The following is a 13,374-nucleotide window of genomic DNA, read 5'->3' as shown; positions in this document are numbered from 1 at the left end:
CCACCGCGGCGCACGGGTCAACCTCGGCAGCAGTTCCGGCAGGTTCCGAAGATCTCGAGGGTGTGGCTGACGTCGGTGAAGCCGTGCTTCTCGGCCACCCGGTCCGCCCAGTGCTCGACCGCCGGGCCTTCGACCTCGACCGTCGAACCGCAGCCGCGGCAGACGAGGTGATGGTGGTGGCCTTCGCTGCACCGGCGGTAGAGGTGCTCGCCGCCCGGCGGGCGCATCACGTCGATCTCGCCGGCGTCGGCCAGGCTCTGCAACGTGCGGTAGACGGTGGTCAGCCCGACCCGCTCGCCCCGGTCGCGGAGCATCGAGTGCAGCTCCTGAGCGCTGTGGAAGCCCTCCACCGTGCCCAGCAGCGAGCTGACCGCGCGTCGCTGGTGGGTGTTGCGCAGCGCTCCGACCTCGCTCATGATGCCTCCCGGGCGTGGCTGACGGCGTCGGCCACGATGTGCGCGATGTGCTCGTCGACAAGGGAGTACGCGATCTCCCGGCCCCGCCGGTTGCCGCGTACGACGCCGGCGCCCCGCAGCACCCGCAGGTGCTGGGAGACCAGCGGCTGCGGCGCGCGCAGCGACTCGACCAGCTCGTGCACGCAGCGCTCGCCGCCGCCGAGCTCCGTGACGATGGCGACCCGGATCGGCGCCGCCAGAGCGCGCAGGAGTTCCCCCGCCCGCTCGTACGACTCGTACCCGTTGCCCTCCGTCATACCGGAACCGTAGCTCAGCGCCGATCCAGGACGACCTCGTGTGGCTCCGGTTCGGGAGCGACCGGCCGGCCCGGTCCACGGTCGGGCCGGCCGGCGCGCAGGGCGCCGCGTCTGCGGACGGCCCGCAGCGCGGCGACGGCGACCGCGACGACCAGGAAGCCGGCGATCGCGAGCACCACGATGGTCGCGCCGAGGGCGGTGTCGATCTCCCAGGCCAGCCAGACGCCGGAGCCCGCCGCGGCGACGCCGAGCACCATGGCCAGGCCCATCGTGGCGACGAAGCCGCGGGCCACCTGCTGGGCAGTCGCGACCGGCACCACCATCAGCGCGCTGACCAGCAGGAGGCCGACGGCGCGCATGGAGATGGTCACGGTCACCGCGGTCAGCACCGCGATCAGCAGGTTGAGCGCGCGGACCGGCAGGCCGGAGACCCGGGCGTACTCCTCGTCGTGGCTGGCCGCGAAGAGCGCCGGCCGCAGGCCGAGCGCCAGGCCGAGCACGACGGCGCCGAGCACCAGGATCAGCACCAGGTCCGACCGGGAGGTGGTGGCCAACGATCCGAAGAGGTACGTCATCAGGTTGGCGTTGCTGCGGCTCCCGGAGAGGCCCACCAGCATGACGCCGCCCGCGATGCCGCCGTAGAAGAGCAGCGCGAGCGCCATGTCGCCGGAGGTGCGGCCGCGTTCCCGGATCAGCTCGATGGCGATCGCGCCGACCGCCGACACGACCACCGCCGTCCACACCGGCGACGTGTTGAGCAGCAGGCCGACGCCGACACCGGTCAGCGCGACGTGGCCGACGCCGTCGCCGATCAGCGACATCCGGCGCTGGACCAGGTAGATGCCCAGCGCGGGCGCGGTCAGGCCGATCACGACGGCGCCGATCAGCGCCCGGATCATGAAGTCGTTGGCGAAGATGCTCATGCTCCCCACATCCCCGTCGGCTGTTCGGGCGCGTGCGGGTGGACGTGGTCGTGGTCCGGGTCGGCGTGGTGCCCGGCCGGCGCCGGCACCGAACCCTCGTGGGCGATCTCGCCGTGGTGCACGACCACGCACCGGGTGATCAGCGGCTTGAGTGGGCCGAGCTCGTGGGCGACCAGCAGCACCGTGCCGCCGCCGGCGACGAAGTCGCCCAGGGCGCCGGCGAACGCCTCCTGGCTGGCGGCGTCGACACCGGCGGTGGGCTCGTCGAGGATCAGCAGCTCGGGCCGGCCGGCCAGGGCGCGGGCGATCAGCGTGCGCTGCTGCTGGCCGCCGGAGAGGCTGGCCACGGGGTCGGTGGCCCGGTCGGCGAGCCCGACCGCGGTGAGCGCGTCGGTGACGGCGGCCCGGTCGGCGGCGCGCGGCGGCTTGAAGATGCCGCGCCGGGCGACCAGGCCCGAGGCGACGACCTCGGCGACGGTGGCCGGCACGCCGGAGCCGGCGCCGATCCGCTGCGGCACGTACCCGATGCGTTCCCAGCCCTTGAAGCGCCGGTCGCCGAACAACGTGATCTCGCCGGCGCTCAGCGGCACCAGGCGCAGGATCGAGCGGACCAGCGTCGACTTGCCGGAACCGTTGGCGCCGAGCAGCGCGACCACCTCGCCCCGCGCGACGGTGAGCGAGACGTCGCGCAGCACGATCCGGTCGTCGTAACCGACGACCGCGTTGGCGACCTCGATGACCTGTTTTGTCATGAACAGTCCAGGGCGGTGCGGAGGGCGGTCAGGTTGGTGCGCATGATCGAAAAGTAGTCGCCGCTCGCGCCGGGCTGGAGGCCCTCGATCGGGTCCAGCACCGCCGTGCGCGCGCCGACCTCGCGGGCGATCGTGTCGGCGACCTTGGGGCTGACGAGGGTCTCGAAGAAAATGGTGGTCGCGCCGTGCTCGCGCGCCTCCTCGGCGACGGCGGCCAGCCGCTGCGGGGCCGGCTCGTCCTCCGGCGTCACGCCGGTCAGGCCCACCTGCTCCAGGTCGTAGCGGTCGGCGAGGTAACCGAACGCGGCGTGGCTGGTCACCAGTTCGCGGCGGTCGCAGGTGCGCAGGCCGGCGGCGTACTCCTGGTCGAGGCTCGTCAGCTGCGCCCGCAACCGTTGCGCGTTGGCCGTGAAATCCGCCGCGTGCTCCGGGTCGGCCTCGGCGAGCCGGCCGGCGACCTGGTCGCCGATCGTCGCGAGCCGGTCGGGGTCGAGCCAGATGTGCGGGTCGGTGCCGCCCTCGTGGTGGTCCGGCTCCGCTTCGCCCTCGCCCTCGTGCACGTGGTCGCTCGCACCGGCGCTGAGCAGGGGAACGGCCGCGCTGACGTCGAACGACCGGTCGCCGCCGACCTGCTCGACCGCGTCGTCCATGGCCGGCTGGAAGCCCTTGAGATAGACGATCACGGCGGCGTCGGAGACCCGGCCGACCTGGCGGGCGCTCAGCTCCAGGTCATGCGGCTCGGCGCCGGGCTTGGCCAGGTTGGTCACCGCGACGTGCCCGCCGCCGACCTGCTCGGCGACGAACTGAAGGGGATAGAAGGCGGCCACCACGTCGAGCTTGCCCGGGGCGGCGGCGGACCCGCTGGTGCAGGCCGCGAGCCCGGTCGCGGCGAGGGCGGCGAGACCGGCGACGACCGAGGCGAGGGTACGGCGGCGGCGCATGCCACCAACTGTCGCCGATAATGAAATTGATTGTCAAAAACGCATGGGTCGCTCGGGTACGCGTACCCCGTGCGCTAGAGGATCTTCAGGATCGCGATGCCGATGAGGCCGGTGAGCATGACGAGGCGGATCATGCGGGTCTGCGGCGCCTGGATCGACCACGTCAGCCGGATCAGCGCGATCAGGCCGGCCGCGAGGAGCAGCAGCACGAGGCCCCCGATGATGCCGGGGAGGAACAGCCCGGCCAGCACCAGCGCCAGCGCGCCGAGGAAGGCCTTGGTTGGGTTGACCCGGGCCAGGCGGTGCGCCAGGCCGGGCTGCGTAGGCTGCATCCCGACACTCTACGAGGAGGTTCGTCCGTGCTGGTCGTCAACCGGTTCGTGGTGGCCGAGGAGGCCGCCGACGGGTTCACGCAGCGGGCCCACGCCGCCCTGGCGGCACTGGCCGCGTGCCGGGGTTACCGGTCGGGGCAGCTGGCCCGTGGACTCGACGACCCGACGGCGTGGGCGCTGGTCACCGAGTGGGAGTCGGTGGGTACGTACCGGCGGGCGCTCGGCGCCTTCGACGTCAAGATCCACGCGACGCCGCTGCTGGCCGAGTCGCTCGACGAGCCGTCCGCGTTCGAGCCGCTGGCCAGCGCCGAGCCCGGCGGAACCGTGTCCACCCGGTCCAGCGACCGGTCGGTCGGGCCGGGGCGATGAGCTTGGTCGCACTACGCTTGCTGGCATGAACCCGACGCCCGGCCCGCCGGAGAACGTGCCCGGCCCGCCGTCGGGTGGTCCCGACCCGCTGCCGGCCGACCCGGCGGTGGCGCCGCACTACCTGCCGCCGGGGCCGGCTCCGCAGGGGCAACCGTGGTCGACGCCTCCGGTGTCCTGGCCGGCCTCACCGCCGGCGTCCTCGCCGCCCACGGCTCCGCCCGCGGCCTCGCCGGGTGGCGGGTGGTCGCCGGGCGGGTCCGACGGTTACCCGGTGAGTCCGTCGATGCCGCCCTACCACCCGACGGCCGTGCCGAGCCCGGCGTTGCCGCCGGCGCCGGTCGGGCCGCCGGTGCCGCCGTCGGGGCCAGGTGTCCAGCCGCCGTTCGCGGCGCCGCCGACCGAGGGACGCACCAGACGGCTCTGGCTCGGGCTCGGCGCGGCCGGGCTGTTCGTGCTGCTCTGCTGCGGCGGCGGGGTCGCGGCGATCGCCGGCCTCACCGTGTTCGGCGTGCGGGCGATCGACGAGCGGGCGCGGGTCGTGGTCACCGACTACGTCTCGGCGTTGGAGCAGGCCGAATACGGCGAGGCCTATGCGCTGCTCTGCGACGACCGGCAGCGGGCGCAGTCGCCGGCCGACTTCGCGGCCACCGAGTCGCTCGAGCCGCGGATCCGGTCGTTCCAGGTGCGGCCGACGCAGACCGGGGCCACCGACATCGTCGTACCCGTCGATGTGACCTATGCCTCCGGCTCGTCGTCCACGCTGCGATTCGTGCTCGCGCAGGACCGGGGGACGGGCGAGTTCGAGGTCTGCGGCGTCACCGACTAATCTCGGTCGCGGTCGCCGAGCCGGTAACCGTACCGTCGGGTGGTCGTTTGTAGCTCTGTCCCTTAGCCGCCCCCGCCGGCCGCCAGCCGGCGTAGGAGGAAACCATGCCAGCCGATCGCATCGACGCCATCGTCAGCCTCGCCAAGCGCCGGGGCTTCGTCTTTCCGTCCAGCGAGATCTACGGGGGCACCAGGTCGGCGTGGGACTACGGTCCGCTCGGCGTCGAGTTGAAGGAAAACGTGCGCCGCCAATGGTGGCGCAGCATGGTCCAGGAGCGCGACGACATCGTCGGCCTGGACTCGGCGGTGGTGCTGGCCCGCGAGGTGTGGGCCGCGTCCGGCCACATCGGTGAGTTCGTCGACCCGCTGACCGAGTGCCAGTCGTGCCACAAGCGGTTCCGGGCCGACCACCTCGAGGAGGCGTTCGAGGCCAAGCACGACCGCCCGCCGACCGGTCTGTCCGAGATCAACTGTCCCAACTGCGGCGTCAAGGGCGCGTTCACCGAGCCGAAGATGTTCAACGGGCTGATGAAGACCTACCTCGGCCCGGTGGAGAACGAGGAGGGCATGCACTACCTGCGGCCCGAGACGGCCCAGGGCATCTTCATCAACTACAACAACGTGGCGACCGCGGCCCGCAAGAAGCCGCCGTTCGGTGTCGCCCAGGTCGGCAAGTCGTTCCGCAACGAGATCACGCCGGGCAACTTCATCTTCCGCACGCGCGAGTTCGAACAGATGGAGATGGAGTTCTTCGTCGAGCCGGGCTCCGACGAGAAGTGGCACGAATACTGGCTCCAGGAGCGCTGGAACTGGTACCGCGACCTGGGTCTGGCGGAGACCAACCTGCGCTTCTATGAGCACCCGAAAGAGAAGTTGTCGCACTATTCGAAGCGGACGGTCGACATCGAATACCGCTTTCGCTTCGGTGGCACGGAGTTCTCGGAGCTCGAGGGCATCGCCAACCGCACCGACTTCGACCTGACCACGCACTCCAAGCACTCGGGCGTCGACCTGTCCTATTTCGACCCCGACAAGAAGGAGCGCTGGGTTCCCTACGTGATCGAGCCCGCCGCCGGCCTCACCCGGGCCGTGCTGGCGTTCCTGCTCGAGGCCTACGACGAGGACGAGGCGCCCAACACCAAGGGCGGGGTCGACAAGCGCACGGTCATGCGGTTCGACAAGCGCCTGGCGCCGGTCAAGGTGGCGGTGCTGCCGCTGTCGCGCAACCCGGAGCTGTCGCCGAAGGCCCGCGACCTGGCGGCCGCGCTGCGCAAGCGCTGGGTGGTCGAGTTCGACGACTCCCAGGCGATCGGCCGGCGCTACCGGCGGCAGGACGAGATCGGCACGCCGTACTGTGTCACGGTCGACTTCGACACGCTGACCGACAACGCGGTGACGGTGCGGGACCGCGACACGATGACCCAGGAGCGGGTGTCGCTGGACCAGATCGAGCTCTACCTGCTCGAGCGCCTCTAGGCAAGCAAGGGACCCTTCTTGACGCTTTCCGCACAGGAAGGGTCCCTTGTTGACACGTCGCAGGTGACGCGGCCGCTTCGTGCCGAAGGCGTTGCCCTTGGTGGCCCCTGTGGACAACCGCTCGCGATGAGCGTCAAGAAGGGGCTCTTGCTTCAGAAGTCGAAGCCGCCTGGGCGGGCGTTGCGGTCGGCGATCAGGCCGGCCAGGGTGGCGACGGCGATCTCCGCCGGTGTGCGGGAGCCGATGTTGAGGCCGATCGGTCGGTGGACGCGGGCGATCTCGTCGTCGGGCACGCCGAGGTCGCGGAGGGCGGCGATGTGCGGGCCCTCGTGGCGGGGGTTGCCCATCAGGCCGATCCAGCGGGTCTTCCCGGCCAGCGCGTCGCGGATCAGCGTGCCCAGTTCGGCGCGGTGGTGGTCGCAGACCACGACGTCGGTGTTGGCGTCGAGTCCGGCGGCGTCCAACGTGGACACCGTGCCGTCGGCGTGCTCGTGCGGGGTCTGCTCCAGCCTGGTCGGGTCGGGCTCGACGAGCACGGTCCGGTAGCCCAGGTCCAGCGCGAACCGCAACAGCTGCGCGGACACGGGCGACGCGAAGATGGCGACCAGCGTCTTCGGCTCGTCGCGCGGTGCGGGCGCGTCGCCGTGGGCGACGGCGCAGGAGGCGTCATGCACGTGGTCGGTCACGCCTACGACTCTGCCACGACCACCTCCTCGTCGGTGGCGCCGGTCAGGGCCCGCCGGGTCGTCGCGGTCAGGGCGACGAACGGCGTGACGGTGATCCGCTTGCCGCGCCGCCGCCAGGTGCCGGCGACCGCGCCGTCGGCGAGCACGACGCCCGGGTTGGCGGTGGCCCGCCACACCTGCTTGCGGGCGACGGGGTCCGGCACCAGCAGGTGACGATCCCCGAGCTCCAGGATCGGGTCGTAGGGCGGGAGCAGGTGAACACCGCGGGCCTTCGGCACGGCCCGGGCGGCGTCGAGGTCTGCCGGGTGCAGGAAGAGCCACCGGCCGTCGGCCTCGACCGGCACGACGTCGGCCAGCTCCCACCAGCGCCGGGCGGCGGCGGGGGAGAGGGCCAGCCAGGCGGCCAGCCCGTCGCGGTCGGTCGGGCCGGCATAGCGCAGAAACCGCCGCACGAGCTCCGCCCGAGCATCGTCCCTTGAAGAACCAGCCGGCACCGCGGCGGCGACGAAGTCGGCCGAGCCGTCGCCGTTGGGCACCAGGCGCAGCCCGGCGGGCAGCGAGGCCAGACGGAACAGCGCGTCCTGGACGTGGTGGGCCGCGCAGCCAGGGCACCACGGCCGCAACCGCTCGTCGACCCGGGCCAGCAGAGCCGTCGACAGCTCGCCCTTCCCGCGCCGTACCCCGTCGGCCATCACGGCCGCCATCGCGCCGGCCACCTCGTCGACGGCCGCCCCGATCGGCAGCGGCAGGTCGGCGAAGAACGGCCCGAACTGCTGCGGACGCAGATCGGCCGCGTCGTCCGGCCGGAGAGCGGCGGCCAACAGCGGCAGGTCGGCGGCCCGGTGCAGGTGCATCGCGCCCCGGGCGGCGTGCACGAGCGCCAGCCCGGCCGGCGCCGAGGAGACCCGGAGACGCAGGGCCTGGGCGGCGGTCGTACCCGGTGGCGTGTCTTGAATGCCCGTGTCGAGGACGCCCGCGCCGCCGCCCAGGTGGGTGGCGACCCGGTGGGCCCGGACCTGCGCGTCGGTGAGGCGGGCGTCGGCCATGAGGGCAGGATGCCGCACGGGTACGACAACGTACGCTCGATGCGTGACGCCGCTGCTCCTCGGACCGCACCAGGTCGACCCGCCGGTGGTCCTGGCGCCGATGGCCGGGATCACCAACGTCGCGTTCCGCCAGCTCTGCCGCGAGCAGGGCGGCGGCCTCTACGTGTGCGAGATGATCACCACGCGGGCCCTGGTCGAGCGCAACCCCAAGACGCTCAAGATGATCGCCTTCGGGGGTGACGAGCGGCCGCGCAGCCTGCAGCTCTACGGCGTCGACCCCGAGGTGACCGCCGCCGCCGTCCGGATGGTGGTCGAGGACGACCTGGCCGACCACGTCGACCTCAACTTCGGCTGCCCGGTACCCAAGGTCACCCGCAAGGGTGGCGGCGCCGCGCTGCCGTGGCGCCGGCGGCTGTTCGCCCGCCTGGTCCGCGCGGCCGTCGACGCCGCCGAGGGCGCCGTCCCGGTCACGGTCAAGATGCGCAAGGGCATCGACGACGACCACCTGACGTACGTCGAAGCCGGCCTCGCCGCCCAGGACGCCGGAGTGGCGGCGGTGGCGTTGCACGCGCGCACGGCCGCGCAGCGCTACTCCGGCACCGCCGACTGGTCGGCCATCGCCACCCTCAAGCAGGCGCTCGACGTGCCGGTGCTCGGCAACGGCGACATCTGGGAGGCCGAGGACGCGCTCCGCATGGTCGCCGAAACCGGCGCCGACGGCGTCGTCGTGGGCCGCGGCTGCCTGGGCCGCCCGTGGCTGTTCGCCGACCTGGAGGCCGCGTTCGCCGGCCACCCGAGCCGCCGCCTGCCCACCCTGGGCGAGGTCGCCGCGGTCCTGCGCCGGCACGCCGACCTGCTGGTCGCCCAGTTCGCCAGCGAACGCGACGCCTGCGTCGACATCCGCAAGCACGTCGCGTGGTACCTCAAGGGCTTCCCGGTCGGCGCCGAACTCCGGCGTTCGCTGGCCATGGTCTCGACGCTGGCGGAGCTGGACGACCTGCTCGGCAAGCTCGACGCTGACGCCCCGTTCCCGCTGGACACCCTGGGCCAACCGCGCGGCCGCACCAACTCCCCGGGCAAGGTCCACCTCCCCGACGGCTGGCTGACCGCCCGCGACGCGGACGCCGTCCCCGAGGGAGCCGAAATGGCCGACTCCGGCGGCTAGCCGAGCACGTAGGACTCGTCACCGAACTCGGCGACGATCTTCAGGCGACCGCCCAGAGCGCGGACGTAGGCGGCGAGAGTGTCGACCTCGCTGCGGGTGAGCTCGCCCTTCTCGATCCGGGACACCCGGGCCTGCGTCACGCCCATCGCCTTCGCGATGTCGGTCTGGGTGGCATGCTGGCGCCGCCGGATCTCGGCGAGCCGATAGGCACGCGCCTGCGCGATCAGTTCGTCCTTGGTCGCGGTGATCCGCTCACGCTCCTCGTCGCTCAGCCGCAGCTCCTGCTTGAGATCGGACCAGGACACCGCCTCCGGGTCGTCCAGGTGGTCCATCACCGATCAGCCCCCTTCTCGCGCATCCGATCGAGGTGAGCGTCGTACGCCGCTTCGGCCAACGGCACCGCCGTCGCGTACCAGGCCCGCCAGTTGCCCGCCTTGTCGCCGCCGACCAGCAGCACGACCTGCCGGAGCGGGTCGAAGACGAACAACAGTCGCACCTCGCTGCGGCCCGCCGAGCCCGGTCGCAGTTCCTTCAGATTGGCGAGCCGCGAGCCCTTCACCGTGTCGACCAGCGGCCGACCCAGCCCTGGTCCTTCCTCCGCCAGGGCGTCGATCGCCGCGCTGATCAGCAGCAAGGTGCGGCGATCGGTGCGCCGCAGCGCGTGCAACCACGACAGCACCGGCTCGACGACCACGACGGTCCATGCCATCTGATGCCTCCGCCATAACGCTCACATCATATGTCATGAGTGTTATAGCGGCTAGTGGCCAAGATCGTGGCCCCGTGGTCAGGCCGCGTAGACGCGGAGGAAGGCGTCCACCGCGGCCGTGCAGTAGCGGTCCAGCTCCGCCGCGGTCAGCGGCTCGTCGGAGCCCGTGAACATGGCCTGGTTCATCGGCACCCAGAGGGCCATGCCGGCCAGATGTTCGGCTGCCGTCCGCGGGTCGGGCAGTTTCAGGGCGCCGCCTTCGGCCAACGCCGTCAGTTGCTTCGCCAGCGCGGCCAGGCCGCCCGAGAAGCTCTGCTCGAAGTACGCGCCGCCGAAGACCGGGAAGCGGGCCGACTCGCCGATCAGGAGGCGGCGCAGGCGCAGCACCTCCGGGCGCATGATCGCCTGCACCAGGTTGCGGGTCACGGCCAGCAGGTCGGCCGCGATGTCGTCGCCGTGGTACGGGGGAGCGGCCGAGGTCAGGCGCTGGACCGTCGGCTCCATCGCGGCCATGACGATCGCCTGGAAGAGCTGCTCCTTGTCCGCGAAGTGCTTGTAGACCGTCTGCTTCGAGACGTGCGCCGCCGCGGCGACCAGGTCCATGCTCGTGCCCTTGTAGCCGTGCTCCAGGAACGCGCTGGTCGCCGCGCTCATGATCTGGGCCCGCTTCCGCTCGGTGCGGCTCGGCGTCTCGTCCATGTCGAAAAGAGTACTAGACAGTCCAGTTCCAAGTCGAGTACCGTACGGTCTAGTTCCGGAGTACCGAACCGTCTAGTCCAACAAGGGAGCCAAGACCATCATGACCACCACCCGCACCACCACGTCCGCGGACGGCACGACCATCACGTACGACGTCAAGGGTCAGGGCCCCACGCTCGTCCTCGTCCCCGCCGTCCTCAGCACCCGCGCGTGGGACCCGCTCTACCAGGGCCTGCTCGACCTGCTGAGCGCCGACTTCACCGTGGTCCACTACGACCGGCGCGGCCGCGGCGACAGCGGCAACACCGCGCCCTACTCGGTCGACAAGGAGATCCAGGACATCGCCGCGGTGATCAAGGACAACGGCGGCCAGGCGTACGCGTACGGCATCTCCTCGGGAGCGGTGTTGACCCTGCGCGCCGCCGAACAGCTCCCCGAGCTCACCAGGATCGCCCTCTACGACCCGCCGTTCATCGTCGACGACAGCCGCCCGCCGCTCCCGGACGACTACGTCGAGCAGCTCGAGCGCGCCATCGCCGAAGGCCGCCGCGGCGACGCCGTCGAGCTCCTGATGACCAAGGCGATCGGCCTCCCGCCGGAGTGGCTGGCCGGCATGAAGGCCGACCCGAGCTGGGCGGGCATGGAGGCGGTGGCCGACACCATCTCCCACGACGGCCGCATCGTCGGCACCACGATGTCGGGCCGCCCGCTGCCGGCGGAGTGGAAGGGCATCACCACCCCGACGCTGGTCCTCAACGGCGGCAACAGCGAGCCGTTCATGCACACCAGCGGCCGCCAGCTGGCCGACCTCCTGCCGCACGCGGAACACCAGGTGGTCCCGGACCAGAGCCACGACGTCGCCCCGGCCGCCGTCGCCCCGTTCCTCCGCTCCTACCTGAAGGACTGACCGCGCCCGACGGTGTCGCCCCTGGGGAGGCGGCACCGTCGCGCGCGGGAGGCGACCCGCGGTGCGGTAATTTCGTCCGGTACACCGAGGAGGGGCGAACACCGTGGCGCAGGCAATCGAGTCGGACTGGGTGGCGCGGTTCGCCGACGAGGTGATCGCGGAAGCCGACCGGCGGGCGCCCGGCAAGCCGATCGTGTGCGCGAGTGGCCTCAGTCCCTCCGGGCCCGTGCACCTCGGCAACCAGCGCGAGCTGATGACCCCGCACCTGGTCGCCGACGAGATCCGGCGGCGCGGGCGCGAGGTGCGGCACATCCTGTCGTGGGACGACTTCGACCGCTTCCGCAAGGTGCCGGCCGGTGTCGACCCCTCCTGGGCCGAGCACATCGGCAAGCCGCTCACCGCGGTCCCAGCGCCGGCGGGCAGCGACTACCCCAACTGGGCCGAGCACTTCAAGGCGCCCCTGACCGACGCGATGACCCGGCTCGGCATCGAGGTCACCCCGATCAGCCAGACGGCGATGTACACCTCCGGTGCGTACCGCGCGCAGATCCTGCACGCCATGTCGCAGCGCGCCAAGATCGACGAGGTCCTCGGCCGTTACCGCACCAAGAAGAAGCCGGGCAAGGAGATCACCAACCCCGACGAGGCCGCCGCGGCCGAGGGGTCCGGCGCCGCGAGCGAGGACGACGGCGGCACCGCCTCCGGCTACTACCCCTACAAGCCCTACTGCCAGCAGTGCGGCAAGGACACCACGACCGTCACGGCGTACGACGACGCGACCACCGCCCTGACCTACACCTGCGCCTGCGGCCACAGTGAGACCGTCCTGCTGTCCGACTACAACTACGGCAAGCTGGTCTGGAAGGTCGACTGGCCGATGCGCTGGGCCTACGAGGGCGTGGTGTTCGAGCCGAGCGGCGTCGACCACAGCTCGCCCGGCTCCAGCTTCGTCGTCGGCAGCCAGCTCGTCCGCGAGGTCTTCGGCGCCGAGCCGCCGATCGGCCCGATGTACGCGTTCGTCGGCATCAAGGGCATGGCCAAGATGAGCAGCTCCCGGGGCGGGGTGCCCACCGCGGCCGACGCCCTGGAGATCATGGAGCCGCCGCTGCTGCGCTGGCTGTACGCGCGCCGCCGCCCCAACCAGTCCTTCGACATCGCGTTCGACCAGGAGATCCAGCGCCTCTACGACGAGTGGGACGGGCTCACCGCCCGCGTCGAGAGCGGCACCGCGTCCAGCGGCGACCTGGCCGCCTACGGCCGTTCCGCGGGCACCGCCGCCGGCCCCCTGCCGCTGACCCCGCGCCCGGTGCCCTACCGCACCCTGGCCTCCATCGTCGACATCACCACCGGCAACGACGACCAGACCCTGCGGATCCTGCGCGACCTGGACCCGGCCGACCCGGTCAAGGACCTCGACGAGACCCGGCCCCGGCTCGACTGCGCCAGCAACTGGGTGCGCACCCAGCTCACCCCGGACGAGCGCACCCGGGTCCGCGAGGCCCCCGACGCCGTGCTGCTCGACGGCCTCGACGACGACCAGCGCCGGGCCCTGGCCATGTTGCGCGACGGGCTCGACGACCACTGGTCGCTCGACGGCCTGACCACGCTCGTCTACGGGGTGCCCAAGCAACTGCTCGGCCTGCCGCTCGACGTCAAGCCGACGCCGGAGCTCAAGGTGGCCCAGCGGTCGTTCTTCGCCCTGCTCTACCGCCTGCTGATCGGCAAGGAGACCGGCCCGCGGCTGCCCACGCTGCTGCTGGCGACCGGCGCCGACCGGGTCCGCAGCCTGCTCGGCGGGTAATAGGCTCGAAGCAGGGGAGGGGACCGCGCCG

17 protein-coding genes are annotated in these 13,374 nt (G+C 72.1%); 6 read left to right on the top strand and 11 right to left on the bottom strand.

The features are described 5' to 3' along the window. Nucleotides 1–17 precede the first annotated feature (17 nt). From O7635_RS37520 to O7635_RS37495, 6 genes are all read right to left on the bottom strand, one after another. Nucleotides 18–416, bottom strand: coding sequence for a transcriptional repressor (locus tag O7635_RS37520; RefSeq protein ID WP_278085231.1), 399 nt, complete (start codon nucleotides 414–416; stop codon nucleotides 18–20). Beyond that, complete coding sequence (locus tag O7635_RS37515) at nucleotides 413–712, bottom strand: metalloregulator ArsR/SmtB family transcription factor (RefSeq protein WP_278085230.1); 300 nt, start codon at nucleotides 710–712, stop codon at nucleotides 413–415. Before O7635_RS37515 ends, O7635_RS37520 begins: the two co-directional genes overlap by 4 nt. A gap of 14 nt (nucleotides 713–726) precedes the next feature. Beyond that, complete coding sequence (locus O7635_RS37510) at nucleotides 727–1,635, bottom strand: metal ABC transporter permease (RefSeq protein WP_278085229.1); 909 nt, start codon at nucleotides 1,633–1,635, stop codon at nucleotides 727–729. Then, nucleotides 1,632–2,387, bottom strand: coding sequence for an ABC transporter ATP-binding protein (locus O7635_RS37505; RefSeq protein ID WP_278085228.1), 756 nt, complete (start codon nucleotides 2,385–2,387; stop codon nucleotides 1,632–1,634). The genes O7635_RS37510 and O7635_RS37505 overlap by 4 nt, the downstream gene beginning before the upstream one ends. Next, entirely contained in the window at nucleotides 2,384–3,328 is a 945-nt protein-coding gene (locus tag O7635_RS37500) for a metal ABC transporter substrate-binding protein (protein WP_278085227.1), read from the bottom strand. The genes O7635_RS37505 and O7635_RS37500 overlap by 4 nt, the downstream gene beginning before the upstream one ends. A gap of 74 nt (nucleotides 3,329–3,402) precedes the next feature. Beyond that, a complete protein-coding gene (locus O7635_RS37495) occupies nucleotides 3,403–3,660 on the bottom strand; it encodes a DUF6703 family protein (RefSeq protein WP_278085226.1) in 258 nt (85 codons plus the stop codon). A 27-nt stretch (nucleotides 3,661–3,687) separates the two neighbouring features. Here O7635_RS37495 and O7635_RS37490 point away from each other — a divergent pair, with 27 nt between their 5' ends. The 3 genes from O7635_RS37490 (at nucleotide 3,688) to O7635_RS37480 (ending at nucleotide 6,330) form a co-directional block, all read left to right on the top strand. Further along, nucleotides 3,688–4,029 (top strand): antibiotic biosynthesis monooxygenase, encoded by a 342-nt coding sequence (locus O7635_RS37490; protein WP_278085225.1) that lies wholly within the window; start codon nucleotides 3,688–3,690, stop codon nucleotides 4,027–4,029. Nucleotides 4,030–4,054: 25 nt separating this feature from the next. Beyond that, nucleotides 4,055–4,855: a hypothetical protein gene (locus O7635_RS37485; protein ID WP_278085224.1), complete on the top strand. Its 801-nt coding sequence runs from the start codon at nucleotides 4,055–4,057 to the stop codon at nucleotides 4,853–4,855. A gap of 104 nt (nucleotides 4,856–4,959) precedes the next feature. Beyond that, a complete protein-coding gene (locus tag O7635_RS37480; protein ID WP_278085223.1) occupies nucleotides 4,960–6,330 on the top strand; it encodes a glycine--tRNA ligase in 1,371 nt (456 codons plus the stop codon). Nucleotides 6,331–6,482: 152 nt separating this feature from the next. On the opposite strand, the gene O7635_RS37475 is transcribed toward O7635_RS37480, so the two are convergent. After that, on the bottom strand, nucleotides 6,483–7,016 hold the full coding sequence (locus O7635_RS37475; protein ID WP_278085222.1) for an XdhC family protein: 534 nt from the start codon (nucleotides 7,014–7,016) through the stop codon (nucleotides 6,483–6,485). A 2-nt stretch (nucleotides 7,017–7,018) separates the two neighbouring features. Continuing rightward, entirely contained in the window at nucleotides 7,019–8,062 is a 1,044-nt protein-coding gene (locus O7635_RS37470; RefSeq protein ID WP_278085221.1) for a crosslink repair DNA glycosylase YcaQ family protein, read from the bottom strand. 43 nt (nucleotides 8,063–8,105) lie between these two features. Between O7635_RS37470 and dusB the strand changes: the two genes are divergently transcribed. Then, nucleotides 8,106–9,227, top strand: coding sequence for a tRNA dihydrouridine synthase DusB (gene dusB / locus O7635_RS37465; protein WP_278085220.1), 1,122 nt, complete (start codon nucleotides 8,106–8,108; stop codon nucleotides 9,225–9,227). Here the strand turns inward: dusB and O7635_RS37460 are convergent. The 3 genes from O7635_RS37460 to O7635_RS37450 all read right to left on the bottom strand — a co-directional run bounded on the left by O7635_RS37460 (nucleotide 9,224) and on the right by O7635_RS37450 (nucleotide 10,635). Next, nucleotides 9,224–9,559 carry an XRE family transcriptional regulator gene (locus O7635_RS37460; protein ID WP_278085219.1) on the bottom strand — a complete coding sequence of 112 codons (336 nt, stop codon included), beginning with the start codon at nucleotides 9,557–9,559 and terminating at the stop codon, nucleotides 9,224–9,226. The genes dusB and O7635_RS37460 overlap by 4 nt on opposite strands. Next, nucleotides 9,559–9,936, bottom strand: coding sequence for a type II toxin-antitoxin system RelE/ParE family toxin (locus O7635_RS37455; protein WP_278085218.1), 378 nt, complete (start codon nucleotides 9,934–9,936; stop codon nucleotides 9,559–9,561). The genes O7635_RS37460 and O7635_RS37455 overlap by 1 nt, the downstream gene beginning before the upstream one ends. Nucleotides 9,937–10,014: 78 nt before the next feature. Then, nucleotides 10,015–10,635 carry a TetR/AcrR family transcriptional regulator gene (locus O7635_RS37450; protein ID WP_278085217.1) on the bottom strand — a complete coding sequence of 207 codons (621 nt, stop codon included), beginning with the start codon at nucleotides 10,633–10,635 and terminating at the stop codon, nucleotides 10,015–10,017. A 100-nt stretch (nucleotides 10,636–10,735) separates the two neighbouring features. Here O7635_RS37450 and O7635_RS37445 point away from each other — a divergent pair, with 100 nt between their 5' ends. Together O7635_RS37445 and lysS are read left to right on the top strand one after the other, a co-directional pair. Continuing rightward, nucleotides 10,736–11,542 (top strand): alpha/beta hydrolase, encoded by an 807-nt coding sequence (locus O7635_RS37445; RefSeq protein ID WP_278085216.1) that lies wholly within the window; start codon nucleotides 10,736–10,738, stop codon nucleotides 11,540–11,542. A gap of 103 nt (nucleotides 11,543–11,645) precedes the next feature. Next, on the top strand, nucleotides 11,646–13,343 hold the full coding sequence (lysS, locus tag O7635_RS37440) for a lysine--tRNA ligase (protein WP_278085215.1): 1,698 nt from the start codon (nucleotides 11,646–11,648) through the stop codon (nucleotides 13,341–13,343). The last annotated feature ends 31 nt before the right edge of the window (nucleotides 13,344–13,374 follow it).

Source organism: Asanoa sp. WMMD1127, assembly GCF_029626225.1.
Classification (GTDB): Bacteria; Actinomycetota; Actinomycetes; order Mycobacteriales; family Micromonosporaceae; genus Asanoa.
The sequence above is the reverse complement of the archived record's forward strand: the minus strand, read 5'-3'. Positions and strand labels throughout refer to the sequence as shown.

Coding starts and splice junctions, on each gene's coding strand:
- O7635_RS37520 (WP_278085231.1), bottom strand. CDS start 416: ATGAGCGAGGTCGGAGCGCTGCGCAACACCCACCAGCGACGCGCGGTC.
- O7635_RS37515 (WP_278085230.1), bottom strand. CDS start 712: ATGACGGAGGGCAACGGGTACGAGTCGTACGAGCGGGCGGGGGAACTC.
- O7635_RS37510 (WP_278085229.1), bottom strand. CDS start 1,635: ATGAGCATCTTCGCCAACGACTTCATGATCCGGGCGCTGATCGGCGCC.
- O7635_RS37505 (WP_278085228.1), bottom strand. CDS start 2,387: ATGACAAAACAGGTCATCGAGGTCGCCAACGCGGTCGTCGGTTACGAC.
- O7635_RS37500 (WP_278085227.1), bottom strand. CDS start 3,328: ATGCGCCGCCGCCGTACCCTCGCCTCGGTCGTCGCCGGTCTCGCCGCC.
- O7635_RS37495 (WP_278085226.1), bottom strand. CDS start 3,660: ATGCAGCCTACGCAGCCCGGCCTGGCGCACCGCCTGGCCCGGGTCAAC.
- O7635_RS37485 (WP_278085224.1), top strand. CDS start 4,055: ATGAACCCGACGCCCGGCCCGCCGGAGAACGTGCCCGGCCCGCCGTCG.
- O7635_RS37480 (WP_278085223.1), top strand. CDS start 4,960: ATGCCAGCCGATCGCATCGACGCCATCGTCAGCCTCGCCAAGCGCCGG.
- O7635_RS37470 (WP_278085221.1), bottom strand. CDS start 8,062: ATGGCCGACGCCCGCCTCACCGACGCGCAGGTCCGGGCCCACCGGGTC.
- O7635_RS37460 (WP_278085219.1), bottom strand. CDS start 9,559: ATGGACCACCTGGACGACCCGGAGGCGGTGTCCTGGTCCGATCTCAAG.
- O7635_RS37455 (WP_278085218.1), bottom strand. CDS start 9,936: ATGGCATGGACCGTCGTGGTCGTCGAGCCGGTGCTGTCGTGGTTGCAC.
- O7635_RS37450 (WP_278085217.1), bottom strand. CDS start 10,635: ATGGACGAGACGCCGAGCCGCACCGAGCGGAAGCGGGCCCAGATCATG.
- O7635_RS37445 (WP_278085216.1), top strand. CDS start 10,736: ATGACCACCACCCGCACCACCACGTCCGCGGACGGCACGACCATCACG.